We start from the raw sequence: 25,145 nt of genomic DNA on the forward strand, positions 1-25,145 counted from the left end.
ATGGAGTGGTCTTTTGTTATAGAAAAATTAATATTGGTGTCGGTTATCTTCGTTATCACTTTAGTAATAGCGATGTATTCGACACTGGCGGAACGTAAAATAGCAGGTTTTATGCAAGACCGATATGGACCGGACCGGGCAGGTATGTTTGGGATCCTGCAGCCCTTATGTGATGGTGGAAAGTTCTTCTTTAAAGAAGAAATTATTCCTGCTGGTGCACACAAGGTGCTTTTTATTGTCGGGCCAACTATCGCCATCATTACCGCCTGTATCAGTTCGGCCGTTATCCCTTGGGGGCAGGAGCTTCATCTTGGGGATCGGGTAGTGTCTCTACAGGTAGCAGATGTTAATGTTGGTATATTGTATATGTTTGGCGTTATTGCCCTGGGCGTATATGGTATTATGCTCGGTGGGTGGGCCTCCAATAATAAATTCTCCTTAATGGGCGCAATTCGTGCGGCTTCGCAGAGCATCAGTTATGAGATTGCTATGGGACTTTCCATCATTGCCTTGCTGATGGTAACCCAAAGCCTTTCACTTAAAGAAATTGTAGTCCAGCAGTCTGGTTTTGTCAATTGGAATATCTGGGCACAGCCGCTCGGATTTATTATTTTCATGGTCTGCGCATTTGCTGAGTGTAACCGTGTTCCCTTTGATTTGCCGGAATGTGAGACTGAATTAGTCGGCGGTTATCATACCGAGTATTCGTCCATGAAATTAGGACTTTATATGTTCTCCGAGTACATTAATATGTTTGTGTCCTCAGCGTTAATGGCATCACTTTATTTCGGAGGATATAACTTCCCTTTTATGAATGATCTGGGGCTATCAGCAAATTGGATCACCATTATTGGTGTAATCGTATTCTTCCTGAAAATATTTGGGTTTATCTTTTTCTTTATGTGGGTACGTTGGACTTTACCGCGATTCCGTTATGATCAATTGATGAATCTGGGCTGGAAGATGCTGATTCCATTGGCCATTGCCAATATTGTACTTACAGGTGTATTTACATTGATTAAAGATACTTATTTCTCATCATAAGAAAGGATTTTATGCAACTAAGCAATCGTAAAAAAGTAATCGAACAAAAGCCAATGACCTTTTCGGAAAGAATCTATTTTCCGGCAATTATCAGGGGCCTGCGGATTACATTGAGACATTTTTTCAAGAAGATCCCCACCATTAAATATCCGGAGGAAATAAGGCCTTATTCAAAGAATTTTAGGGGGCAACATTCGTTGAAGCGAGACGAAGAAGGACGCGAACGCTGTACTGCATGTGGATTATGCGCGCTGTCTTGTCCTGCGGAAGCGATTACGATGACTGCTGCCGAAAGAAAAAAAGGTGAAGAACACCTCTATCGTGAAGAGAAGTATGCATCCGTTTATGAAATTAATATGTTGCGCTGCATTTTCTGCGGTCTTTGTGAAGAAGCCTGTCCAAAAGAAGCTATTTATTTGGATGGGCCACATGTGACAGCAGATTACCTACGTAAAGACTTTATCTATGGAAAGGACAAGCTGGTCGAGCCGACCTTTGATATTACCAAATTAAAGAGTTAATTCAAGAAATTATGACAGTATTTTATTTTGTAGCCTTCTTGTCTATTTTCTTTGCGCTGATGACCATCTTTACAAAGAATCCCGTGCATAGTGTATTGTATTTAGTTATTACCTTTTTCACATTCACAGTGCATTACATTCTATTGAATGCTCAGTTTTTGGCGGTGGTCAATTTTATTGTATATATGGGCGCTATTATGGTACTCTTTTTATTTGTACTCATGCTGCTCAATTTAAATAAGGATACCGAACCGATGAAATCCAATCTGGTCAAATTTATGGGCGTGATTGCAGGCTGCTGCCTATTAGTGACTTTTTTGGGCGTATACCGTGTGTTTGAGATCTCCAATCCTCTGACAGTCATTAATCCTGAAATTGGATTGGTAAAAAATCTAGGGAAGGTATTGTTTAACGAATTTTTGCTTCCTTTTGAACTGTCCTCATTATTATTATTGACGGCAATGATTGGAGCGATATTATTAGCTAAGAAAGAACCTAAACAAATCTAATGGAAACAGTTGTTCAACAGTTGCAGGGCGTACCAATAAATCATTATTTGATTTTTTGCACTATTATTTTTGCTATTGGTGTGATGGGGGTGCTTATCCGTCGTAACGTAATTATTATTATGATGTCCATCGAATTGATGCTTAACGCTGTCAATCTGCTGCTAGCGGCATTTTCGGTGCAGCATGGGGATTCATCAGGACAGGTGTTTGTCTTCTTTATTATGGCTCTTGCAGCTGCGGAAGTAGCCGTCGGCCTTGCTATTATCATTATGGTATATCGGAATACGAAGTCTGTGGATATCGATTCCTTAAATAAACTTCGTTGGTAGAACTTAAGAAATAAATACGATGAGTGAATTAATTTGGTTGATTCCCCTTTTGCCCTTAATCGGGTTTATAGTGAATGGATTAGGCAGAAATGCATTTTCCAAAGGTATGATCGGTGCTTTGGGCAGTGCCGTGGTTCTTATTTCTTTTATCTGCAGTTGCATTCTTTTTTCGGAGGTCTATCAATCAAGACAGGCCGGACAAGCGGGAATAATTGAACAACATGTATTTGACTGGATTTCGGTGGGGCACCTCAAAATAGGCCTTTCCTTTTTGGTCGACCCATTGAGCGCAATCATGTTGTTGATTGTCACCGGTATAGGCTTTTTGATCCATATTTATTCTATTGGATATATGCACCATGATAAGGGATTTGGTAAGTTTTTCGCCTACTTAAATTTATTTATCTTTTTCATGCTGCTCTTGGTATTGGGCTCTAACTATCTCGTCATGTTTATTGGCTGGGAAGGTGTTGGACTCTGTTCTTACCTACTCATTGGATTCTGGTATACAAATACTTCGTATGCAAATGCAGCGAAAAAGGCCTTTGTGATGAATAGAATTGGTGATTTAGGTTTTTTGCTAGCTGTATTTTTGATATTGGGAACTTTTGGTTCTCTCGAATTTTCTACGGTATTCGCTGGGGCGAAGAATTTTGCCGCGGGAGACATCGCCGTCGTCAGCATCACCTTATTGCTTTTTATTGCTGCAACGGGCAAATCTGCACAAATTCCCTTGTTTACTTGGTTACCCGATGCTATGGCTGGCCCTACGCCTGTATCGGCCTTGATACACGCAGCGACCATGGTGACAGCAGGTATCTATATGATCGCACGGTCAAATGTATTATTCGTACTCTCGCCGATTACCCTACAATTGATTTCCATCATTGCAATTTGTACCGCCTTGCTGGCCGCAGCTATTGCATTAACGCAGAATGATATTAAGAAAGTCTTGGCTTATTCAACAGTTTCACAGCTTGGCTATATGTTTCTCGGGCTTGGTGTGGGCGCATTTACAGGAGCATTCTTTCATGTATTGACCCATGCATTCTTTAAAGCTTTACTCTTTCTCGGTGCCGGATCAGTGATTCATGGGATGAGTGATGAACAGGATATGCGAAAAATGGGGGGATTAAAGAAAGCAATGCCGATCACTTATATGACCATGCTGATCGGAACGATTGCAATCGCGGGTATTCCACCGTTTTCCGGATTTTTCTCCAAAGATGAGATATTAGCTCATGCTTTTGCAGCCAATCCGCTCTTATGGGGCCTCGGATTTTTGGGAGCGTTAATGACGGCTTTCTATATGTTTAGAATGCTATTTATGACGTTCTCTGGTACGTTCAGAGGCACGGACGATCAAAAACATTACCTGCATGAATCACCCAAGAGTATGACTGTCCCTTTAATGGTATTAGCAGTGCTTTCTGTTGTTGGTGGAGCGATCAATTTACCGGCAGCGCTAGGTGGAAACCACTGGCTGGAAGATTTTCTGGCACCGGTATTTGCCGAAGGAAAGGCACTGGTGCCTGCTGCACATCATTTGGAGCATAGTACCGAATATATGCTGATGGCGGTTTCCGTAGTAGGTGTACTCATTATGGTTGCCCTTGCTTACAATATTTACGTCAAACGTCAGCAGATACCGGAGGGAGATGAAGTTCCGCGTGGTTTTCTGGCAAATCTTTCCTACCATAAATTTTATGTCGATGAACTATATGATGCGGTTGTTGTACGTCCGATCAACTGGCTGTCGAGTTTCTTTGGCAATGTGGTGGATCAACGTGGGATTGACGGCATCGTTAATGGAGCTGGTAAGGCGACATTTGATACGGGAAAAGTGCTCCGTTTGCTTCAAAATGGAAATGTTGGGTTTTATTTATTGATGATGGTAATTGGAGTGATTGCTATTTTCATTTATGGATTTTTGAGTCTTTAATATTTAGTATAATCGATGGATAACCTTTTTCTACTTATTTTATTGCCGTTAATAAGCGCATTGATTTTAGCGCTATTAAAGACTGATGCCGCAAAGTCAATCGCGTTGATTTTATCACTAGTATCGCTCGCATTGACTATTCCGTTCCTGTGTCAATTTGACCCAAATGGCGGAATGCAATTTGAAAAAAATTGGGAGTGGATTTCGACATTACATATTCATTTTCACCTCGGGATAGATGGGATTAGTTTACCGTTGATCTTGTTGACCAACGGATTGATGCCTTTTATTATCGCGACTACTTTTGCTAAAAACTATAAAGGTAATTTTTATGCTTTGATGGCGTTTATGCAGGCGGGGTTACTGCTTGTATTCATGGCATTGGATGCTTTTACGTTTTATGTGGGCTGGGAGATTGCGTTGATTCCGATTTATTTTATCTGCGCGCTTTGGGGCGAAGGTGACCGTATTCGGGTTAATCTAAAGTTCTTCATTTATACTTTTTTTGGAAGCCTTTTGATGTTGATCGGAATTCTTTATCTCTATCAGCAAGTGCCCAACCATGATTTTGAGTGGACATCCTTTATTGCTTTGGAATTAGGGGATAGCACGCAACGTTGGTTATTCTGGGCATTTTTTATTGCGTTTGCGATTAAGATTCCAATTTTCCCTTTTCATACCTGGCAACCCAATACTTACACAAATGCGCCGGCTGCGGGTACGATGTTGTTAGCTGGTATTATGTTGAAAATGGGGGTATACGGTTTGATGCGCTGGCTATTGCCTGTGGTTCCGACGGGGGTAGCATTGTATGGCCAGTTCGCAATGATCCTATGCGTTATCGGAATTGTGTATGCTTCTATCATTGCCATTAAACAGGACGATGCTAAACGCTTGATCGCCTACTCCTCTATTGCACACGTTGGGTTGATCAGTGCGGGGGTCTTCACTTGGAATACAAATGGCCTAAGTGGGGCAACGATACAGATGTTAAATCACGGTATTTCAGTTGTCGGTCTTTTTTATGTGCTAGATATCGTGCAGCAACGTACACAGACACGGCGCCTGTCCGAACTTGGCGGAATAGCAAGCAAAGCGCCAAAATTGGCCATATTTTTTATGATTATCTGTATGGGCGCTGTAGGATTGCCGTTAACGAATGGCTTTATTGGTGAATTTCTGCTGTTGAAAGGTGTATTTCAATATGGATTCTGGTTTGCAGTTTTTGCCGGATTAACGCTGATATTAGGTGCTGTATATATGCTTCGTCTTTATCAGCAGACGATGTTGGGGGAAACAACGGACAGGACGATACAGTTTGAGGATATAAAAGGGAGAGAGCTCGTTGTGTTGGGTTTGATCTCTTTCTTGATTCTCTATATCGGTATATTCCCAAATTTCCTATTGAATCTTTCTGCGGGTTCAGTGGAAGTTTTAAGTACATTTTTAGGCAGATAAATAGATATATCAAATTGTATGGGAGCTATAATTACACTTTCAATATTAGCATTAGTTGTTCTTTATCTTGGTTTGTTCAAGGCAAAAACACTGCTTCTACCTGTTTCTATCCTTGGATTCTTGATTGCCATTGGTTTCTTATTGAACGACTGGAAAATAGACAAGGGACCACTTTTTAGCGGGATGGTCCATTTTGATCATTATGCGGTTGCTTTTTCGGTCTTATGTATTGCTGTTACGTTGTGTATATTTATTATCTCAAAGGGGTATTTTGACGAAGGTGGACAAGTGGCGGAATATTATTCGTTATTGATATTTTCACTGACAGGGGCCGTTTTGGTAAACAGTTATCATAATTTTTCCATGCTCTTTTTAGGTATTGAAATCATGTCCGTTGCGCTTTATATTCTAGTGGGCATCCGTAAAAGAGATAAGGCATCTAATGAGGCTGCACTAAAGTATTTTTTGATGGGGGCATTCTCTACTGGTTTTTTATTATTTGGGATTACATTGCTATATGGAGCCACAGGTTCATTTGATCTAGCGGAGATAAAAGCATATGTTGTAAACAACCCACATGCGATTTCACCTTTATTTTATGGTGGTATCCTATTGCTTATTGTTGGTCTCACCTTTAAGGTTGGTGCGGCACCATTTCACTTTTGGACACCTGATGTATATGATGGAGCACCTATTCTGATAACAAGTTATATGAGTACAGTCGTTAAAGTAGCTTCCTTTGCGGGGTTATTGCGATTGTTTAGTTACAGTTTACTTCCTTTACAAGATTTTTGGACACCAGTATTCCTGATCATCGCAATTATCACCTTGTTTGTCGGAAATATTTCCGCTGTAATGCAATCTTCTTTCAAGCGTATGCTAGCTTACTCCAGTATTTCTCACGCAGGTTATATGCTGTTTGCCATCATAGCTGTGGGAGCGACTTCAGCAAATGGTATCTTCGCTTACGGGCTTGCATATTCACTTGCTACAGTTGTTGCATTTACAGGATTGATTCTTGTAAAGAAGACTACGGGTTCAGAGCATTTTGAAGCATTTAACGGATTAGGAAAACGAAATCCAATGTTGGCATTTGCAATCACTGTAGCGATGCTTTCACTTGCAGGTATTCCATTGACTGCAGGGTTTATTGGTAAGTTTATGATGTTCTCTTCAGTAATGGAGAACTACCATATCGTATTGTTAATTTTAGCGGTGATCAATGCAGCTATCGCAGTTTACTATTATTTGAAAGTAGTGGTTGCGATGTATTTTAGAGAAAGTGAAGAATCCTGTGTAAATGTGCAGTGGAACTATTCATTTGTCCTATTGCTTGCAGTCGGATTGACGATTCTTATTGGGGTGTATCCAGACTGCTTTTTAATGTTAATATAAAGTTTCTGTTAAAATACTTGTTGTTTATTAAAGCATAGCGATTTCGCTATGCTTTTTTTATATTTATTGATATAACTCTTGAATACAAATTGTATATTGTAAAAAAGAAATCCTATCAGTTTGCAGATGGTGTTTAAAGTGTGTGTTAAATCTTTTTCGATAAGCTTTTTGAGTGTGGTACTATTATTCATCCTGTTGGGAGGAAAAGTGGGTGCGCAAGAATTTCTTCGTGGGAAGGTTGTTGATGCACAGACCGGGAAGGGGATTGGTAGCGTTTCAATCAATTGGGTTGGAGAGGATGGAGGTGGTATCAGTGATACACTCGGTTATTTTAAGATTCAGGACAAAAAGCAGCATCGGCAATTGACATTTGGGGCAGTGGGATATGAACGAAGGACGATAGATGTACACCGGGGGCCTGATACAATGATGACGGTTCGCTTGACTTCGAAAGACAATACCCTGGATATGGTTGTCATCAATCGAAAAAATAAGAAACCAAAAGATCCAGCGATTGCGCTGATAGAACAAGTCATTGCCCATCGCCCGCAAAATCATTATACCCGTATTCCCGAGATTCGTTTCGACGAGTATGAGAAGACACAATTTGGTTTTGTAAATCCAGAAGAAAAGGCTAAGAAGTTTCCAAAGCCATTTCGATTCCTTTTCGAAAATATAGACTCTACCGTATTTAGAGGTGTCACGATCGCCCCATTCTATATGGAGGAAAATTATGCAAATGTCTTTTCTTCGCATAATCCTAACCGAAGCAAAAAGATTGTCACCAGTCACAATCAAACGGAATTAAATCCTCGTTTTTTCAATAACGATAACTGGCAGACGCGTTTCCAAACAATACTTCGTAATGTCGATCTCTATGAGAATACGATACAGATTACGAATAAAGGGATACTGAGTCCAATAGCCACCGGTGCCACAGCTTTTTATAAATATCGTATACAGGATACTATTCAAATAGCGGGTAAGGACTATATCGAACTTCATTTTGAGGGCAAATCCAAGATTGATTTATTGTTCTATGGTGTTCTCCTTATCTCAGATGATACACGGTTTGCTGTTCAGCAGGCAACATTGAATATTGGAAAGGCGGCAAATATCAACTGGATCAATGATGTACAGATTGACCTGAGCTACAGCGAATTTAAAAACGGTAGTATGATTCCGGTGCATACCGATTTAAAAATATTGTTTGGTGCAAGTAAATCGGACGTTTTATATGGACGTAGGGAAACACAATATTTGGGGCATCGGACAGATTCGATCTCGGATGAGAATTTTGTAGGTGTGCCTGTTGAAAAAAGATACCTGCTTCAATCTGCGGCAAAAATCCCGATGATTCAAGTGAGGCCTACAGCATTGAGCAAGGCCGAATTGGGGGCTTATCAGAAAGTTGATTCCGTTCAGAATATGCGTTCTTTCAACCAATTGGTTTCATTGGGTTATTTATTGGCAAAGGGGTATTATAATGCCGGGAAATTTGAGTTTGGGCCGTTGGAGTATCTCTATAGCCGGAATAATTATGAAGGTAATCGTTTCCGGTTGAGCGGGCGAACCACACGTTTGTTTTCTGAAAAGGCATTTATCGAAGGGTATACCGCCTATGGCGACAAAGATAAGGCATTTAAGTATTATCTGAGTACTGCGTTCACATTAAATGGAGAACGCATTGTCCAGTTTCCCGCAAACTACCTGCGCTTTACAGTACAGCACGATGTGATGGAGCCGGGACGAAATTTAGGATTTCTGAAAGGTGATGGTTTTTTCCGTTCTTTTGGAAAGAATAGGCCAAATAAATGGCAATTCAATGATATCTATCGCGTTGATCATCTGATCGAATTTGGTAATCATGTCAGTATTGGAACGGCTTTTACACATACACGTAGACAGCCGCGGGGTGATTTATTTTATATCAATAGTTTACCCAACCCTGATACGATCCGTGCGGTAAATACAAATGACCTACAGCTCATCTTGCGTTGGGCTCCAAATGAAGATTTTACGTACCATAATTTGGACCGTGGTACAGTAGAAAATAAATATCCAATTTTTACGCTGCAATATAACAAGGGTTTGAAAGGCTTTTGGGGAGCAGATTATAGTTATGATGCTTTGCGGTTCAGTGTCTTCAAACGGATGTTTTTATCTCCGGCCGGACAAGCAGATTTTGAATTTTCGGGAGGAAGGATCTGGGGGAAACATTTGCCGTACACCTTATTGGAACTTCCTGAAGTTACTAAAGACAAATCTGGTCCCTTGGTCAACTTTGATTTGATGGCAGCTTCGGAGTTTGCATCGGATCAGTTTTTAAAATTGACCTATTATCACAATTGGAACGGATTTTTCTTTAATAGAATTCCTTTGTTCAGAAGACTGAAATGGCGTGAGGTGTCTGGCTTCAAAGCTTTTTATGGAAAACTGAGCGATGTGAACAACCCCTTTGTAACCCCTGAAAACGTTAAATTTGAAGCAGATAAAGATGGTATTGTTCAGACGAAAGCTGTCCGTAATAAACCTTATGTTGAGGGCTTGGTGGGCGTGGATAATATCTTTAAATTGCTTAGATTAGAGTATAAAAAAAGATTGAGCTACAAAGGTGGAGAAGGGGTTCCTTCAGACACCTTCACAGCATCCATACATTTTAATTTTTAGTCTTATGACTCAATATTCGAATTTAAAGTATGAGGTTAAAGATAGCATTGGTTATATCATCATAGACCGTGAGCCTCAAATGAATGCGCTGAATCAGGAGACCCTCGATGAATTGCAGGAAATTTTCAAACAGCTCAATTCGGATAATCATGTCCGTGGAATTATATTGACGGGAGCTGGTCATAAAGCATTTGTCGCAGGGGCGGATATTAAGGAGTTTACTGACTTGTCAGTTGTTCAGGCACGTTGGTTAAGTGAGCGTGGGCATATCATCTTTACAGATCTTATTGAGGGGGCTCCAAAACCTGTTATTGCGGCCATCAACGGCTACGCTTTAGGTGGTGGACTTGAGATGGCGCTGGCTTGTCATATGCGTATTGCCTCTGAAAATGCGAAAATGGGACTTCCAGAAGTTTCGTTGGGGCTGATCCCGGGTTATGGGGGGACACAGCGTTTGCCAGCCCTGATCGGAAAGGGACCTGCTATACAGATGATTTTAACAGGTGATATGATTGATGCGCATAAAGCCTATGAAATGGGCTTGGTGAATGAAGTCGTTCCGCAAGAAAAACTGATCTCAAGGGCCGAAGAAATACTTCGGAAAATATTTACCCGTTCACGTGTCGCGGTTGCCAATGCCATTGATGCCATCAATGCAGCTGGAGATAAAAAAAGAGACGGTAATAAGGTAGAGATGGATGCCTTTGGTCACTTATTCGGAACGGAGGATTTTAAAGAGGGCGTCTCGGCTTTTCTAGAAAAAAGACCACCCCAATTCCCCCAATAAGAAAGTGGGATACCGGATGAAAGTGTAACATTTTTGTTTTTTTAAAAATAGTGTCCATCGCGTATTTTATACTATTTTTATGCGTTCAATCGTTTCTTATAGGTAGATAAGAAATATCTTCATGGGCCAATAATTGAGCACATAGTCATTTCTAGATATATGAAAGCTCGTTCTGTAAAAAAATAATGAAATAAAGAGGATTTAAAGAAATTTAGCCCATTTTCTTTGATCTAATAGAATTGAATAATGACAAATGATGAATTACGATCGCTTGCCGCGTGCTCGGGTAAGGGGGATATCAAGGGGATGGAGCAAATCCTTGAACATGTAACACGGAAAGTTGAATTCCAGGATTATGCACTAAACAGTGCAGTCGGACAATTGATTCGACAGCAGCATTATAGCATTTTATCAAAATTTGTTGAATATGGTTTCATTTCAACAGATCTATATGACTATGATCGCTTCGATACAACAATTATCAATATTTTAATAAAGCCCCCAATTGTGGCTCCGGACCAGCTCGAAAGTTATTTAAAATGGTTCGAAAGTTATTTAGAGCAGGTTGATGATGTAAATGAAGAGGTCGCAGGGACAACATTGCTTGAATATGCACTGAGAGAAAATACAGCGATTTCCCTTCTAAAAACTATAGTCGCTGCAGGCGCTGATATTCACAAAATAGATCGATATGGGCAGACATTATTGTTTAAAATATGTACCCTGCGTATGCAACCTACCGACCGTGTTTTAGACATTGTGGAGTGGTTATTATCGGAAGGGATTGATCCAAATACAGCAAATGTAGAACAAAAAACAGCTTTACACATGGCTGTAGACAGCGTAAAGCCTGAGGTTGTGATAAGCTTATTGAATGCTGGCGCAGATCCCAATCAGAAAGATTGGCATGGCGAAACTTCATTTTATTATGCTGCTGTAAGGCATTCCAATGCAAACTTATTGGAACAACTTCTGAATTATGGGGTACCAGATTTCCATAGTACCACTAAACAAGGGGAGAATCTGCTTAATGCTTTCCTGCGCACAATGCATACGGACAGTGACCAAAATTTAAAAATTCTTTCCATGCTGTTGGAGCATGGTGCAGATTTTACCGAACCTTCCCTCTGGTATCAGAAAGAGAAGACCGGAGTCGACTGGTTGATAGAGAAGTCCGCTACCGTGTTGCAAGATGTAATATCAAAAGGATATCTGGATGTAAACTATATTGATAATGAAGGGAACACACTCCTACATAAGGTCTGTCAAGAACAAATCAATTACGATGAAAACAAAGCACGGGATCTCTACAAGAAAGTGAAGGTTTTAGTGGCTGAGGGAATTGATCCACAAGTGGAAAATGGAAACGATAAGAAAGCGGTTGATTATGCGATGGAGGACAATCTCAAGGTAAAGACCGTGGAGTGGTTATTAAAACAATAAATCAAAAGAAAATTCATGTCTCAATCATTTATAGTTGCATGCGAAGGGGGAAAACGCAAGATTGCTGAAATCTTATTGGAAAAAAACCAAGTCGATGTGTCGTATACGGATGAATTAGGTCGAACAGCATTACATTATGCAGCCCATCGAGGGTACCAAGATCTGGTTAAAAAATTAGTTGAAGCGGGAGCTACGCTAGATTATGAAGATCACCGAGGGGAGACACCCTTGTATTTTGCATTATTACAAAAACAAAAGCAGGCTGCAGTGTATTTATTGGATAAAGGTGCAAACGCCCATATCAATGATTTCGCAGGAAATAGTTTGCTTCATATCGCAGCTAGAACCGGACAGCAGGATATGGCTGAGAAACTGATCGCTGCAGGATTGGATGTAAATGCATTGAACAATGATGCGGAGTCGCCTTTGTTGTTGGCTGTGCAGGCAAAATATCCCCCTGTCGTTCAATTGCTGGTGTCACAAGGAGCCAATTTGGACATCACCGATAAAGCAGGCAATACGGCACTCAACATTGCAGTAGCATTAGGGTCGGTGCCCATTGTAAATATGTTGTTGGATAATGGCGCCGCAGTCAACACGTTGAACGATCTAAGCGAAGGCCCCCTGCTATTAGCCGTGAAAATGGGGAATCGTGTGCTCGCACAGAGATTACTAGAGCAAGGCAGTGATATTTTTGCCGAATCTGCCGAAGGGATCTCTCCAGTTTGGTACGTGTGTAACAGTAATCAAAAGGAACTGTTAACCTTGTTCCTGGAACGAGGGCTTTCAGCGGATTATGCTCGCCCTGTAGATTCATTTGATGGGAAAGATGGAGAATACTTGGAGAAGCTTATTGCAAAAACAGGAAGACGTACTTTTATTTTGGGGTATGAACCACATTACGCCGGAGAAACATTATTACATACTGCTACGAAAATGGGTTATCTGTCTTTGGTAAAACAGCTGTTGGATAGTGGTGCGACTATAGACAAACAGGATGCCTCCGGTAATACAGCTTTGCACTATGCGGCAGCATATGGAAAAAAAGATGTATTGCGTTATTTGCTTTCAAACGGTGCGCTGACTGATATTTCTAATGTTATTGAGCAAAAGCCAATAGATTATTCCAATATGCAGGGATTTAATGAGATAACAAGATTATTGATAGACTTCGGCGCGAAAACAAACGCAGTGGATGATGGCCCCATCAGTGCAGGAGCCAGAATAGCTGAACCAGCTTCGCCGATGGATATGGGACTTAAAAAGCAAGCTTTGTTTGATTTAAAGGATCTGCTGGATGCCGGAATTATCAATCAAGAAGAATTTGACCAGGAAAAAGCGAAGATATTGAAGGCCTGATCATCATCGCTATTATTGCGTGTACATAGAAACAAAAAAACCTGCAATCAAAATTGCAGGTTTTTTGTTTCTTTAGTAGCCCGTAGGGGAATCGAACCCCTGTTTCAAGAATGAAAATCTTGCGTCCTAACCCCTAGACGAACGGGCCATTTTCTTTGTGATGCTGCAAATATAGAAGCTTTTTCAATAAGCACAAAAAAAAAGTGCGCTTCTATTGCTAATTCACTGAAATTGAGAAAAATTATTTTTTTGTCGACACTATCCAACAGCATATGCAAGCATATATTCATTGAATTTTTCATAGTGCACCTCATAAATCTGCTTGTGCTGGCTACTGTCAAGCTCGAGTTTTAACACACCTTGTTTTTGATATTCGAATGGTTGTATCGTCATGTTGTTTAAGAAGGAAACACCAGAATTCCCCTGAAGTTTATAGATGGCTTCTTTGGCACACCAACAGGCATATAATTGTTCGTATTGCGTTGCACCTTTTGTGATAAAAGCGAGTTCATCAGGCTTGAGAAACTTATGCTGGATCCGCTCTACCTTCGTCTTGATAATTTCCATGTCGATCCCAACCTCTCCCTTGGTACTTATCATTGCGGCGGCATAGTCAAAGGAGTGTGAAAGTGATATCTTCTGTGGAAAATTGGCTAAATAAGGTTTACCGTTCGCATCGGAAGGACAGTCTATATAACGCGAAGTATTTAGAAGGGTCCGCAGTAAGACACGTGTAGCAAGCCAATGTAACCGTCGTTTACCTTTATTAAAAGAGCCTAATTTGGCTTTCTCACGTTCATCCAGCTGAAGTTTGGACAATAAATCATCATCCGATTCTTCAATCCTCCAAATAGCAAATTTGGTTTGGTTATCGATCTCACGTAAATACACTAGACTCATACCCAAATTTAAAAAACAAATCGCATATTACAGCACAATCAAGTATTGGCGTTTTGAAAAATTGAAGTGTTTGGACGGATGGAGATGCTCTCAACTTTAAAAGAGCGAATTGACAATAAAAAACAGCACTTTAAATAAAAAATAACATAAAAATTTGTGTGAGAACCGTATTTTTGAATTTATATAGCATGGCCTGATGCTCTTGCTATTTTGATACACATGATTTTATCGGATAAAAGAATTCTTGAAGAGATTGAAAATGGCAGTATTGTCATTCAACCGTTTGACCGTAAGTGTTTAGGAACAAATTCCTATGATGTGCATTTGGGGAAATATTTGGCAACCTATGTAGACCGTGTACTGGATGCCAAAAAACATAATGAAATTGATCATTTTGAAATTCCAGAGGAAGGGTTTGTATTAGAACCTAATACCCTTTATTTAGGCGTCACGCAGGAATATACAGAAACGCACAAGCATGTTCCTTTTTTGGAAGGGAAATCTAGTACTGGCCGTTTGGGGATTGATATCCATGCTACGGCTGGTAAAGGTGATGTGGGATTTTGTAATACGTGGACATTGGAGATCTCTGTCGCACAGCCAGTCAGAATATATGCCGGAATGCCAATTGGCCAGTTGATTTATTTTGCTGTGGAAGGAGAGATTGAAACCTTCTACAATACAAAAGGTAATGCAAAATATAATGGCAAGACCGTTCGTCCGGTCGAATCCATGATGTGGAAAAATAGTTTCTAAATGAGGAATGTGGGATGGATTATTTTAGGGATGCTATTGATTGTTTTCGTCAGTGGGTTGCTCTATTATTTTGTCCACCCGATGTTTGGCGGAAGCATGAAAGGTGATCGGCTAGCGCGGATGAGACAGTCGCCCAACTTCAGAAATAGGGTGTTTCATAATCTTGAAGTGACTCCCGCCCTAAAGAATGATGTAAATATCGTCTCTTTAATGTGGGATTTTCTTTTCAATAAAAAACCGGGACTGAAGCCATTGGTTGTGTTACCGGCGGTGAAATGTGATCTGAAAAATCTGCCGGAACAGGATATTTTGGTCTGGTTTGGTCACTCTTCCTATCTGCTGAAGATTGACGGAAAACTGCTGCTCGTTGATCCTGTGTTCAGTCAAAATGCTTCACCTGTGCCAGGGAGTAACAGAGCTTTTAAAATTGCAGTGGATTATACTGCAGCTGACTTTCCTAAAATAGATTACCTTTTTATTTCGCACGATCATTATGACCATCTCGATTATGAGACGGTAGCCAAACTGCGTGAGAAAGTCGTCCAGGTTATTTGTGGTTTAGGTGTTGGGGCACATTTTGAAGCCTGGGGGTATAAACCTGAGCAAATTATAGAGGGCGATTGGTATGATCAAGTGAACCTTGATCCCAATTTTCAGATAACTTTTACCCCTGCAAGACATTTCTCCGGACGCAGATTTACAAGGAATAATACCCTCTGGACTTCCTTTGTACTGAAAACTCCAAAATACAATTTGTTTTTGGGCGGTGACAGTGGTTATGGGAAACACTTCAAGACCATAGGCGAGCGATTTGGTCCGTTTGATCTGGCGATATTAGAAAATGGACAGTATAATGATGCCTGGCATTATATCCATTCGTTGCCCGAAGAATGGGGCCTCGAAACGAAAGATCTGCAAGCTAAAGCCACCTTGCCTGTCCACTCTTCGAAATTTGCTTTGGCCATGCACGGATGGAGGGAGCCTATGGAGAAGTTTTATGAGATCGCCCAAAAAGAGCGTAGCAAACTGATTACCCCAAAAATAGGTGAACTGGTGCATCTGAACAAATTAGACAGCGTATATGCTCCTTGGTGGCGGGATGTAAATTAAATTATTGCTTATTCTTTTCAGCAATCCACAGCGACATATATTTTGTGCTTTGTAATGTATGATGCAACAGGATCTGGCTAATAAAATTCTGTTGCCGATGTTTGTCCAATTGCACTTTAAGTAGGGACAAATTGGTCATAAAGTCCGCTTGATACTTTCGTTTTTCATAACGTTCATTGATGATACGAATACCATTGGCTTGAGCTGTTTTCCATGCGGTTTTATCGTTATAAAGTTCAGTGGTTTTTTGGCAGAATACTTCAGCGGTATCTGCGATAAAACCATTCCAAGATAAATTGCCTTTCATCGCTTCGGCACCAATGGAAGTGGTGACAGAAGGAGTGCCTGTATGCATGGCATCAATAAATTTGCCTTTTACTCCGGCTCCAAATTGGATCGGCGCAACCAATAACCTGTAGTTGGACATAGTGTCCTTCGCGGAATCTGCTCTTCCCTTGATATGAAAATTTTCTCTGGGATTATGCAGTTGAAGGACTTTCTGCGTTGGATACGCACCATAGATGTGTAATTCTACTTTTGGAAGCATTTTACGAAGAACCGGCCAAATCGTTGTCTTTAGGTATTGCACGGTATGCCAGTTGGGCTCATGGATAAAGTTGCCAATAAATAACAGATCTTTCCGCTCTTCAAAAGGTTTCCATGTATTCATATCCTCAGCCGTAATCTCATTTTCGAGAAAGGGGAGATAATATAGAATATCTGGTGAAATGCGAAATATTTCTGTTAAAATTTTCATTTCGGATTCCGAAATGATTAATGACAGATCGCAACGCAATATCGAGGCAATCTCTCTTTTCGCTGTTTCCGTAAACAGCTCCTGAAAGGAAAAATTGTCGTTGTTTTTGATACAGGCCTGCCGTGCTTGCCTTAGCAAATGGAGATCTTCGGTGTCGAGTACCCGAAGCGCACTAGGGCATTGCTGAGCTACCCTCCAACCATATTGCTCCTCGATCATAAACCGGTCGAATACAACAATATCGGGTTGTAGCTGGGTGATAAAATCATCAAAACTGTCACTGTTCAATACAATAGGCTGTTCGACGATACCCAGTGATCTCAATGGTGCGCTATAAGGAGATTTGGCTGCTGCAGAAGCAAAAGTGATTTGATAAGAACGATCCAGGAATGTCTCGATCAATTGCATCATCCTAAAACCGGCGGCTGATGATGTTGGCTCGGGCCAAACTAGTCCGATGAACAATACCCTTTTCTCTTTCATGGGTGAAAATTACTGATTAATGTCAAAAGAATTGACGAAAACTTAACAATTTGTCATTTTGAAACGATTAGCTTTATTTCGTGTTTATATATACGGTATGGTTATTAGACAATAAACGATAATATGGGCAAGACTATTGTTCAACGCATTCGACATTTCTCACCAAAAACTTATTGGAAGGAGCTAATAGCTGTTTTGGTTATTTTACTTGCCTTCGTCTTTTTTAGAAACGAAAGAAAAGAGCTAGCGGCCATTATTCCTCAACTGAGAACGGCGGATCTAACTTGGGTTTCGGTCGGTATTGGTATCACTTTGCTCTATGTGTTACTACAAGGCCTGATGTATGTGCAGAGTTTTAAAGCGATTGGTCTTTCGATCAGCTTGAAAATTGCCATAGACCTATTCTTAAAAAGAAATTTACTGAGTGTTTTTCTTCCTGCGGGGGGTATTAGCTCCCTGGCTTATACAACTACCCAATTACGAAAAAGGAATTTAAATACGACACAGATTCATCAAGCTGGCGCTTTATATGGTTACGTCGGGTTGTTGACTGTCTTTATGATTGGCGTCCCTGTGATATTATATACAATTTGGGACAACAAAAATTTTGGTAACGCTTGGATTTCGCTATTGATTTTGGGATTGCTTTTAACCATTATATTCTGGTTTGTATGGTCCTTTCGTACGCATAAGGGGATCTATCGTTGGATGGAATTAAAATTTCCAGCAGTTGCTTCCAATATCGACGAAATATTTTCTGGGGAAGTCAAAATGAAATACCTCCTAGGGACAATAATGGCTTCAATGGTCGTTGAGGGCTGCGGGATAGCGCATGCTTTTGTCAGCATGTATGCGCTGGGCCTAGATCATTCATTTGAGGCGGCAGCCATCGCTTATACAGTTTCGGTAGTTCTAATGATTGTATCGCCCTTTTTGAGAGGATTGGGTGCCGTCGAATTAACCATGCTTTATATTTTCAAGGCATATGGATACGGGCAGGCAGCAGGATTAGGGATAACCATCCTATATCGTGTATTTGAATTCTGGTTACCTTTATTCTTGGGATTGATCGCTTTTGCCTGGCGTGGTAGACAGCTTTTGGCACGGGTGGGACCGGCATTGTTGATCTTCTTTTTGGGTATGGTCAATATCGTTTCGGTATTAACTCCACTGAAATTAGACCGGTTTTACCTACCGCTGGAAGCTATCCATGCATCTAAGTTTATGGTATTTGTTCTGGGAATAGGTTTGTTGGTTACCTCGGCTTATCTCATCAAAGGGTTTCGTGTCGCATTCTGGATTGCTGTTGTATTCAGTGCTTTATCTTTGTTTGGACATGTGTTTAAAGCATTGGACTATGAAGAAGCATCGGTAGCCCTATTGACCCTTATCTTCTTGGGGATCAGTTACAAGCAGTATCGGATTAAAAGTAATATCCGCTGGATAAGGATTGGCTTCATAACCTTTGCCGTAGCATTAGGCGGGGTCTGTTTATTTGATGTAGTAAGCTTTTACTTTATTGATAAACAGCATTTTGGCGTTGAATTTACTTGGCGGCAGTCTCTTTACCATACTGCAAAAAGTTTTTTGTTGTTCGCTGATAATGATCTGATGCCTCAAACAAATTTTGGGCAGGAATTCTTGCGTATCACACAAGTCTTAGGGATTTTTTGCTGGTTTCTTTTAATCTACGCCCTCGCTCGTCCGCGTTTGATTCCGGATGAGGATTCTAGTCAATCTAAACTCGAACGGGCGAAACTATTGTTGAATGAATTTGGGCAATCGCCCATGGATTTTTTCAAACTCGGGAAAGACAAATATCTTTTTTTCTCCGAGATTTCAGAGGGCTTTACAGCTTATAGACTTGCCAATGAGTTTGCGATCGTATTGGATGAGCCCGTATGCGAACAGGGAGATAAAGAGGAGCTAGTTGAAGAATTCGATCGTTATTGTTATTCAAATGGGTTAAAAGCTATTTATTATCGGGTTGATGAAAATAGCCTAGTTCATTTTTCATCCCTTCGGAAGCAGAAGATAGCGATCGGACAGGAAGCTCTTTTGGAATTGGAAACATTTAGCTTGGAGGGGAAAGAGCGTAAATCATTACGTAATGGACTGAATGCGATCCAGAAAAAAGGATTTACAACTGCAGTGTTAAAGGCGCCGCAGCCACTAGTAATCCTGGATGAACTCAAGGTCATTTCTGACGAATGGTTAAAGGAATTCGATAGGAAGGAAATGGTCTTTTCACAAGGTATGTTTATTGCCGACGAGCTTATTGAACAGGATATCATTGTCCTTAAAAATGAAAGCGGCAAAATCGTTGCTTTCTTGAATATTATTCCTGATTATGCTAAAGATGAGTGTACTTATGATATGATTCGGAAGTCGATGGCGGCGCCAGGTGGAAGTATGGATGCGCTAATCGTTGAATTGATTCGATATGCAAAAGCGCAAAAATATAGCTACCTGAACTTGGGGATGGTTCCGATGGCGGGGTTGGAAGCAACAGCGAGTCCCGCAGAAAAGATTATGAAATTTGCGTCAACGCGACTCGGAAATTTTAAACATTACCACAGTTTACGTGATTTTAAAGAGAAGTATGCGACTTTTTGGGAAAACAAATACCTTATCTTTGATAACGATTTTGATCTGATACCGCTTCCGGTTGCGTTAGTTAAAGTGATGAAACCGAATGATTGATATCAGTTCATTCCAGTTAAGCAAAAAACGATTTCTATGAAGAAATTGATCATTTTATTTATAATTGGCTGCATGGTCTTTCATGCTTTTGCGCAACAACGGTTGATCAATATGAAATATTGGAACAATAAAACGGTATTGCCTCTGGTACTTTACCTAAGCGGAGATGGTGGTTTCAATACTTTTTCGAATAAAATATGTCAGTTAATTGCTCATGCCGGATATGCTGTGGCTGCTATTGATTCTAAGAACTATTTTTGGAAGAAAAAAACACCCAAGGATATCGCGGCGGATATATCAAATACGCTTAAAAAGCTAATGCGCTCGCGGCAGAATCTCCAGCTTTTTATTGTGGGGTATTCCTTTGGGGCGGATGCGGTGCCTTTTATCATAAACCGTATTGATCCCCTGATCAAGAAAAACGTGCAAAGCATTGTGTTATTGGAGCCCTCAGTTTCAACGGATCTGGAAATTCATATTGCTGATATTTTGGGCAGGAGCAATGCCAAGCGCAGCCTTGATGTAATAGCAGAAATAAATCGGATAGAAGGTATCAAAACAAGTGTGGTATTAGGGGATGATGAGGCTGAATTCCCACTGCAGAAAATTACATTAAAAAACTTCAGTAAGAAATATCTTTCAGGAGGACACCATTTTAGTGGCGATGCAGAGCAGGTCGTTAAAGCAACGTTATCTCTTTTTTAGTATTTCTTATCCTAGATCAAATAAATTGTGAAATGCAGCAGCTATTTTTGAATTAGTTTTAAAATAGAGACATGGAATTAGGAATAGGAATGTTTGGTGACTCTCGGATAGATCCAAGTACAGGTCAGATCCAGGCAGCACAGGATAGAATGAAAGAAATTATTGAAGAAATCAAACTGATGGATCAGGTTGGATTGGATTTCTTTGGTATTGGTGAGCACCATCGGGCAGATTATGCCGTCGCGGCTCCAGAGATTATATTGGCAGCAGCTTCTACAGTGACCAAAAACATCAGGTTGGGCAGTGCTGTTTCCGTACTAAGTTCGGCCGATCCCGTTAAATTATTTCAGGATTTTGCGACAGTCGATCTCCTGTCCGATGGTCGGGCAGAGCTTATGGCGGGCAGAGGTTCATTTATCGAATCATTTCCATTATTTGGATATGACTTGAAGGATTATTCGGATTTGTTTGAAGAGAAACTGGAATTATTACTCCGGTTGAATAAACAGAATACAGTTACCTGGCGCGGAAATTTTAGGGCACCTTTGATCAACCAAGAGATTTTTCCGAGACCAAAGAATGGATCGTTGCCAATATGGGTAGCGGTTGGTGGGACCACATCATCGGTGATCCGTGCCGGAAAACTTGGTCTGCCTGTCATGTTTGCAATTATTGGCGGCATGTACGAGAACTTCGATCATTTGTTCGAAATGTATCGCCAAGCTTATGAAGATAATGGACATGATATGTCGAAATTTCAAGTTGGCGTTCATATGCATGCTTTTTTTGGCGATAATAGTGGACAGATTGCAGATTATTACTATCCTATCTACTCGGCACAGATGGACCGTATCGGAGCAAGCCGTGGATGGCCATCCTATCAACGGACACAATATGATTTCGGCAGGTCTTCTAGAGGACACCTTATTGTTGGGGACGCAGAATATGCCGTTGATAAAATTTTGGAAATCCATGAGAAATTTGGATTGACACGTTTCTCAGCACATATGGATGTGGGAGCACCTGGACATAAAGAGATGTTGCGGTCTATTGAGATTTATGGGGAAAAAATAGCTCCTAAAATTAGGACATTACTAAACAAAGATAGCTAAGAACGCAGTATCATTTTTTTTAAGCCGGGATATTGCCTACCTTTGCCAGTAAATTTTAGTTAGATAGTAAGATGCTTGGACTTAAGTTGTTGACAGATCCGCGATGGGCAAATATCGCTGAAGGAAATTTGGAAGAGATTTTAACCGATCATGCCTGGTGTGAACAAAAAGCCGCTTCAAATGCGATATCCTTGATCACAAACAATTCAGAACATGAAGATCTGGTTCATGAATTGACGGCAATAGCCATTGAAGAAATGGAACATTTTAAGATGGTAATTGACATCATCAAGGAGCGGGGCTATACGTTGGGGCGTGAACGAAAGGATGATTATGTAGGTCAGCTGATGAAATTTTCCAAAAAAGATGGTAGCCGGAATATGGCTTTTATCGACAGATTATTGTTCGCTGCGATGATTGAAGCGCGTAGCTGTGAGCGGTTTAGGGTCTTGTCCCAAAATATCCAAGACAAGGAGCTTGCTCAGTTTTATTACGATCTGATGGTTTCCGAAGCGAATCACTATACAACCTTCCTGAATTTTGCAAAGAAATATTCCGTAGATGTCGATGTGGAAAAACGCTGGAAAGAGTGGTTGGATTTTGAAGGTAAGCTAATCCAGTCCTACGGAAATAAAGAGGCTATACATGGCTAAATAATAGCGAATCTACCTATTTTAAAACACATACATAACAGTTGTCCCGTTCTATTTTCTTTAGAACGGGATTTTTTGTCACTTAATTATTCTTATCTTTGTACCGTGATCGAAAAAAGTAAAATAATAGATATCAGGAGTTTGTCTTTGAGTCAGATCAAAGATCAATTGACCGCGTTGGGTGAACAGGGCTTTCGTGCAAAGCAGATTTACGAGTGGATATGGGAAAAGTCTTGTGTAGATTTTGATCAAATGAGTAATTTGAGCAAGGCCTTGCGCGAAAAGCTGAAGGAAAATTTTACGATCAATGCTGTCAAAATTAAGGAATCGCAAATCAGCTCCGACAAAACAATCAAAAGTAGCTTTAGGCTCTATGATGGTAATATCATAGAAGGGGTATTGATTCCTGCACCTGAGCGTATGACAGCCTGTGTCAGTTCGCAGGTCGGCTGTAGTTTAACTTGTAAATTCTGTGCGACTGGTTATATGGATCGAAAACGTAATCTTAATGCGGATGAAATTTATGATCAGGTCGTGCTCATCAGCAAACAAGCCGAAGAAAATTACGGTCAGCCCCTAACGAATATTGTTTATATGGGCATGGGTGAGCCCTTGTTAAACTACGCCAATATGATGAAATCTGTTGAGCGGATCACAGCTCCGGATGGCCTTAATATGGCTGCAAAGCGAATTACAGTATCCACAGCTGGTATTGCGAAAATGATCAAAAAATTAGGGGACGATCAGGTGCGTTTTAATCTGGCGCTTTCACTACATGCTGCCAATGATAAAAAGCGCAATGAGATCATGCCAATCAATGAACAAAATTCCTTAAATGCATTAGCGGAAGCGCTGAAATACTTCTATGCGAAGACAAAGAGCCCAATTACATTTGAATATATTGTGTTCAACAATTTCAATGATGAATTGGAAGATGCAAAGGAACTTGCCAAATTCTGTAAGCATGTACCATGTAAAGTAAACCTGATTGAATACAACCCAATTGCACTGGCTGACTTCCTGAATGCCGAAGCTGACAAGATAGATGTATTCGCCAACTACCTCAAGAGTCAGGGGATCATAACGAATGTTAGGCGGAGCCGTGGAAAAGATATTGATGCAGCTTGTGGGCAATTGGCCATAAAAGATAAGGATAAAGAGACCGCTGAGGCTTAGTTTGCAAGATTGTTGCTATCTTTAGCTGAGGAAGTTAGCTTTATGTCATTTGATCTACGGAATATTCTCGGGGATTTTGTTACCATATTCTTTCCAAAAGAATGTGCCTGTTGTGGATGTGCACTTAAATATCAGGAGAAATACATTTGTATTGCCTGTGATTTTCATTTGCCTTATACCAATTTTCACACGTATTCCGATAATGACACTGCGAGACAGCTTTGGGGGAAAGCTCCAATAGAGGAAGCCTGCTCTTTTCTCCTCCTACAAAAGGGGAGTCGTGTGGAGCGGCTAATCTACCAGATTAAATATAATAACCAACCATTTTTGGCCGAATATTTTGGTTATCAGTACGGCCTCAAGCTCCTTCAATCCGAACTGTACGTTGGATTATCGGCTATTGTTCCAATACCATTACATGCGAGTAAGCTTCGAAAAAGAGGTTATAACCAATCGACCTATTTTGGTCGTGGACTGTCACGAGCAATGCATATTCCGTTGCAAGAGGATCTATTGTTGCGTAAACGGGCAACCATGACGCAAACAGGTAAGGACCGTTTAGCCCGTTATGAAAATGTGGAAGACATCTTTACCTGTAAACAGATTTCGTTGGCGCAGGATGCACATATTTTGCTTGTTGATGATGTCCTTACAACCGGTGCGACTATTGTCTCGGGTGTGCTTGGCTTACAGGAGTCTCTGGGATGTAAGGTATCCGTAGCGACTTTGGCTCGTGCACAGTAACACCATCCCATCCCCGGATCATCGAAAAAATCCAGGCTTAACCGACATTAATGTCTCCGGTCCACGTAATTCAATAAATAAGCAAATCCGGCCATACCAATGCCTACTGAATCAGCAAATAAATCCCACCAGTCACCGCTACGGTAAGTGAAAATATAGAGCTGAAGTAACTCTGTTAATCCTGCAAATAGAAAACCGAAAAAAGAGACAATAAAGATAGGTAACCAGCGAGTTGGTTTTCCGCTAAATTGTTGGATAACACCGTTGTACATAAGTGTACAAAATACGAAGAACATCCCTGCATGAACGAGTTTGTCCATTCCAGGGTAGCTGGGAACTGTATCAAAATTATTTCCGGGGAGTGTACATAAAACAATGACTATGATGGCCCAAATAAAACACCATTTATAGTCCAGTAGGATTTTAATCATGGGGATAAATATCCAAAAAATTCCTGATAGAAATGAAATACAAATAATTTTAAAAAATTATTACTTTGATAATCAGCTAATTAATGTATTTGTTTTGTTTCGTATGGTACTATGTATTGCATGGTACCATAAAATACATATATCTTTGTATTGTTATG

The 25,145-nt window shown here is 40.5% G+C and carries 22 protein-coding genes and 1 tRNA gene; 19 read left to right on the forward strand and 4 right to left on the reverse strand.

Annotated features, from left to right (window positions below):
- The 11 genes from nuoH (at position 1) to B4A24_RS19115 (ending at position 13,457) form a co-directional block, all read left to right on the forward strand.
- Positions 1 to 1,044, forward strand: a complete 1,044-nt coding sequence (gene nuoH, locus B4A24_RS19065; protein WP_293946585.1) for an NADH-quinone oxidoreductase subunit NuoH — start codon at positions 1 to 3, stop codon at positions 1,042 to 1,044.
- 11 nt (positions 1,045 to 1,055) lie between these two features.
- The gene (locus tag B4A24_RS19070; protein WP_172395950.1) at positions 1,056 to 1,565 is read left to right on the forward strand and encodes a NuoI/complex I 23 kDa subunit family protein; all 510 of its coding nucleotides are present in this window, start codon (positions 1,056 to 1,058) and stop codon (positions 1,563 to 1,565) included.
- Positions 1,566 to 1,576: 11 nt separating this feature from the next.
- Complete coding sequence (locus B4A24_RS19075) at positions 1,577 to 2,074, forward strand: NADH-quinone oxidoreductase subunit J (RefSeq protein ID WP_293946586.1); 498 nt, start codon at positions 1,577 to 1,579, stop codon at positions 2,072 to 2,074.
- Positions 2,074 to 2,403, forward strand: a complete 330-nt coding sequence (gene nuoK / locus B4A24_RS19080) for an NADH-quinone oxidoreductase subunit NuoK (protein ID WP_293946587.1) — start codon at positions 2,074 to 2,076, stop codon at positions 2,401 to 2,403. Before B4A24_RS19075 ends, nuoK begins: the two co-directional genes overlap by 1 nt.
- Positions 2,404 to 2,422: 19 nt before the next feature.
- Positions 2,423 to 4,345: an NADH-quinone oxidoreductase subunit L gene (gene nuoL / locus B4A24_RS19085; RefSeq protein ID WP_293946588.1), complete on the forward strand. Its 1,923-nt coding sequence runs from the start codon at positions 2,423 to 2,425 to the stop codon at positions 4,343 to 4,345.
- Positions 4,346 to 4,360: 15 nt separating this feature from the next.
- Positions 4,361 to 5,803 (forward strand): complex I subunit 4 family protein, encoded by a 1,443-nt coding sequence (locus B4A24_RS19090; RefSeq protein ID WP_293946589.1) that lies wholly within the window; start codon positions 4,361 to 4,363, stop codon positions 5,801 to 5,803.
- Positions 5,804 to 5,821: 18 nt separating this feature from the next.
- On the forward strand, positions 5,822 to 7,198 hold the full coding sequence (locus B4A24_RS19095) for an NADH-quinone oxidoreductase subunit N (protein WP_293946590.1): 1,377 nt from the start codon (positions 5,822 to 5,824) through the stop codon (positions 7,196 to 7,198).
- A gap of 174 nt (positions 7,199 to 7,372) precedes the next feature.
- Entirely contained in the window at positions 7,373 to 9,868 is a 2,496-nt protein-coding gene (locus tag B4A24_RS19100) for a DUF5686 family protein (protein ID WP_293946591.1), read from the forward strand.
- A gap of 4 nt (positions 9,869 to 9,872) precedes the next feature.
- The gene (locus B4A24_RS19105) at positions 9,873 to 10,655 is read left to right on the forward strand and encodes an enoyl-CoA hydratase/isomerase family protein (RefSeq protein WP_293946592.1); all 783 of its coding nucleotides are present in this window, start codon (positions 9,873 to 9,875) and stop codon (positions 10,653 to 10,655) included.
- A gap of 246 nt (positions 10,656 to 10,901) precedes the next feature.
- Positions 10,902 to 12,098, forward strand: a complete 1,197-nt coding sequence (locus B4A24_RS19110) for an ankyrin repeat domain-containing protein (RefSeq protein ID WP_293946593.1) — start codon at positions 10,902 to 10,904, stop codon at positions 12,096 to 12,098.
- A gap of 15 nt (positions 12,099 to 12,113) precedes the next feature.
- On the forward strand, positions 12,114 to 13,457 hold the full coding sequence (locus tag B4A24_RS19115) for an ankyrin repeat domain-containing protein (protein ID WP_293946594.1): 1,344 nt from the start codon (positions 12,114 to 12,116) through the stop codon (positions 13,455 to 13,457).
- 76 nt (positions 13,458 to 13,533) lie between these two features.
- Here B4A24_RS19115 and B4A24_RS19120 read toward each other — a convergent pair.
- Both B4A24_RS19120 and B4A24_RS19125 read right to left on the reverse strand, forming a co-directional pair.
- Positions 13,534 to 13,605: transfer RNA gene (locus B4A24_RS19120), tRNA-Glu, on the reverse strand.
- A 110-nt stretch (positions 13,606 to 13,715) separates the two neighbouring features.
- Positions 13,716 to 14,357, reverse strand: coding sequence for a 4'-phosphopantetheinyl transferase family protein (locus B4A24_RS19125; protein WP_293946595.1), 642 nt, complete (start codon positions 14,355 to 14,357; stop codon positions 13,716 to 13,718).
- Between the two features lie 219 nt (positions 14,358 to 14,576).
- Here B4A24_RS19125 and dcd point away from each other — a divergent pair, with 219 nt between their 5' ends.
- Together dcd and B4A24_RS19135 are read left to right on the forward strand one after the other, a co-directional pair.
- Entirely contained in the window at positions 14,577 to 15,113 is a 537-nt protein-coding gene (gene dcd / locus B4A24_RS19130; protein WP_172395961.1) for a dCTP deaminase, read from the forward strand.
- The gene (locus B4A24_RS19135) at positions 15,114 to 16,223 is read left to right on the forward strand and encodes an MBL fold metallo-hydrolase (protein ID WP_293946596.1); all 1,110 of its coding nucleotides are present in this window, start codon (positions 15,114 to 15,116) and stop codon (positions 16,221 to 16,223) included. It abuts the gene before it with no gap.
- 1 nt (position 16,224) lies between these two features.
- On the opposite strand, the gene B4A24_RS19140 is transcribed toward B4A24_RS19135, so the two are convergent.
- Positions 16,225 to 17,463 carry a glycosyltransferase gene (locus B4A24_RS19140; protein ID WP_293946597.1) on the reverse strand — a complete coding sequence of 413 codons (1,239 nt, stop codon included), beginning with the start codon at positions 17,461 to 17,463 and terminating at the stop codon, positions 16,225 to 16,227.
- 123 nt (positions 17,464 to 17,586) lie between these two features.
- On the opposite strand from B4A24_RS19140, the gene B4A24_RS19145 reads away from it, so the two are divergent.
- The 6 genes from B4A24_RS19145 to B4A24_RS19170 all read left to right on the forward strand — a co-directional run bounded on the left by B4A24_RS19145 (position 17,587) and on the right by B4A24_RS19170 (position 24,556).
- On the forward strand, positions 17,587 to 20,166 hold the full coding sequence (locus B4A24_RS19145) for a phosphatidylglycerol lysyltransferase domain-containing protein (RefSeq protein ID WP_293946598.1): 2,580 nt from the start codon (positions 17,587 to 17,589) through the stop codon (positions 20,164 to 20,166).
- Between the two features lie 36 nt (positions 20,167 to 20,202).
- Positions 20,203 to 20,871, forward strand: a complete 669-nt coding sequence (locus tag B4A24_RS19150; RefSeq protein WP_293946599.1) for an AcvB/VirJ family lysyl-phosphatidylglycerol hydrolase — start codon at positions 20,203 to 20,205, stop codon at positions 20,869 to 20,871.
- Between the two features lie 71 nt (positions 20,872 to 20,942).
- The gene (locus B4A24_RS19155) at positions 20,943 to 21,983 is read left to right on the forward strand and encodes an Atu2307/SP_0267 family LLM class monooxygenase (RefSeq protein WP_293946600.1); all 1,041 of its coding nucleotides are present in this window, start codon (positions 20,943 to 20,945) and stop codon (positions 21,981 to 21,983) included.
- Between the two features lie 71 nt (positions 21,984 to 22,054).
- A complete protein-coding gene (locus B4A24_RS19160; RefSeq protein WP_172395966.1) occupies positions 22,055 to 22,636 on the forward strand; it encodes a tRNA-(ms[2]io[6]A)-hydroxylase in 582 nt (193 codons plus the stop codon).
- Positions 22,637 to 22,711: 75 nt separating this feature from the next.
- Positions 22,712 to 23,812 (forward strand): 23S rRNA (adenine(2503)-C(2))-methyltransferase RlmN, encoded by a 1,101-nt coding sequence (gene rlmN, locus B4A24_RS19165; protein WP_216660843.1) that lies wholly within the window; start codon positions 22,712 to 22,714, stop codon positions 23,810 to 23,812.
- A gap of 42 nt (positions 23,813 to 23,854) precedes the next feature.
- The gene (locus B4A24_RS19170) at positions 23,855 to 24,556 is read left to right on the forward strand and encodes a ComF family protein (protein WP_293946601.1); all 702 of its coding nucleotides are present in this window, start codon (positions 23,855 to 23,857) and stop codon (positions 24,554 to 24,556) included.
- Positions 24,557 to 24,603: 47 nt separating this feature from the next.
- Here B4A24_RS19170 and B4A24_RS19175 read toward each other — a convergent pair whose 3' ends face one another.
- Entirely contained in the window at positions 24,604 to 24,987 is a 384-nt protein-coding gene (locus B4A24_RS19175; protein ID WP_172395968.1) for a VanZ family protein, read from the reverse strand.
- Positions 24,988 to 25,145: the final 158 nt, after the last annotated feature.

The sequence above is a fragment of the Sphingobacterium sp. UBA7249 genome (genome assembly GCF_002472835.1).
Taxonomy (GTDB): domain Bacteria; phylum Bacteroidota; class Bacteroidia; order Sphingobacteriales; family Sphingobacteriaceae; genus Sphingobacterium; species Sphingobacterium prati.

What these genes read in the sequence shown, in the direction of transcription:
- nuoH (WP_293946585.1), top strand. Translation starts at nt 1, where the DNA reads ATGGAGTGGTCTTTTGTTATAGAAAAATTAATATTGGTGTCGGTTATC.
- B4A24_RS19070 (WP_172395950.1), top strand. Translation starts at nt 1,056, where the DNA reads ATGCAACTAAGCAATCGTAAAAAAGTAATCGAACAAAAGCCAATGACC.
- B4A24_RS19075 (WP_293946586.1), top strand. Translation starts at nt 1,577, where the DNA reads ATGACAGTATTTTATTTTGTAGCCTTCTTGTCTATTTTCTTTGCGCTG.
- nuoK (WP_293946587.1), top strand. Translation starts at nt 2,074, where the DNA reads ATGGAAACAGTTGTTCAACAGTTGCAGGGCGTACCAATAAATCATTAT.
- nuoL (WP_293946588.1), top strand. Translation starts at nt 2,423, where the DNA reads ATGAGTGAATTAATTTGGTTGATTCCCCTTTTGCCCTTAATCGGGTTT.
- B4A24_RS19090 (WP_293946589.1), top strand. Translation starts at nt 4,361, where the DNA reads ATGGATAACCTTTTTCTACTTATTTTATTGCCGTTAATAAGCGCATTG.
- B4A24_RS19095 (WP_293946590.1), top strand. Translation starts at nt 5,822, where the DNA reads ATGGGAGCTATAATTACACTTTCAATATTAGCATTAGTTGTTCTTTAT.
- B4A24_RS19105 (WP_293946592.1), top strand. Translation starts at nt 9,873, where the DNA reads ATGACTCAATATTCGAATTTAAAGTATGAGGTTAAAGATAGCATTGGT.
- B4A24_RS19110 (WP_293946593.1), top strand. Translation starts at nt 10,902, where the DNA reads ATGACAAATGATGAATTACGATCGCTTGCCGCGTGCTCGGGTAAGGGG.
- B4A24_RS19115 (WP_293946594.1), top strand. Translation starts at nt 12,114, where the DNA reads ATGTCTCAATCATTTATAGTTGCATGCGAAGGGGGAAAACGCAAGATT.
- B4A24_RS19125 (WP_293946595.1), bottom strand. Translation starts at nt 14,357, where the DNA reads ATGAGTCTAGTGTATTTACGTGAGATCGATAACCAAACCAAATTTGCT.
- dcd (WP_172395961.1), top strand. Translation starts at nt 14,577, where the DNA reads ATGATTTTATCGGATAAAAGAATTCTTGAAGAGATTGAAAATGGCAGT.
- B4A24_RS19135 (WP_293946596.1), top strand. Translation starts at nt 15,114, where the DNA reads ATGAGGAATGTGGGATGGATTATTTTAGGGATGCTATTGATTGTTTTC.
- B4A24_RS19140 (WP_293946597.1), bottom strand. Translation starts at nt 17,463, where the DNA reads ATGAAAGAGAAAAGGGTATTGTTCATCGGACTAGTTTGGCCCGAGCCA.
- B4A24_RS19145 (WP_293946598.1), top strand. Translation starts at nt 17,587, where the DNA reads ATGGGCAAGACTATTGTTCAACGCATTCGACATTTCTCACCAAAAACT.
- B4A24_RS19150 (WP_293946599.1), top strand. Translation starts at nt 20,203, where the DNA reads ATGAAGAAATTGATCATTTTATTTATAATTGGCTGCATGGTCTTTCAT.
- B4A24_RS19155 (WP_293946600.1), top strand. Translation starts at nt 20,943, where the DNA reads ATGGAATTAGGAATAGGAATGTTTGGTGACTCTCGGATAGATCCAAGT.
- B4A24_RS19160 (WP_172395966.1), top strand. Translation starts at nt 22,055, where the DNA reads ATGCTTGGACTTAAGTTGTTGACAGATCCGCGATGGGCAAATATCGCT.
- B4A24_RS19170 (WP_293946601.1), top strand. Translation starts at nt 23,855, where the DNA reads ATGTCATTTGATCTACGGAATATTCTCGGGGATTTTGTTACCATATTC.
- B4A24_RS19175 (WP_172395968.1), bottom strand. Translation starts at nt 24,987, where the DNA reads ATGATTAAAATCCTACTGGACTATAAATGGTGTTTTATTTGGGCCATC.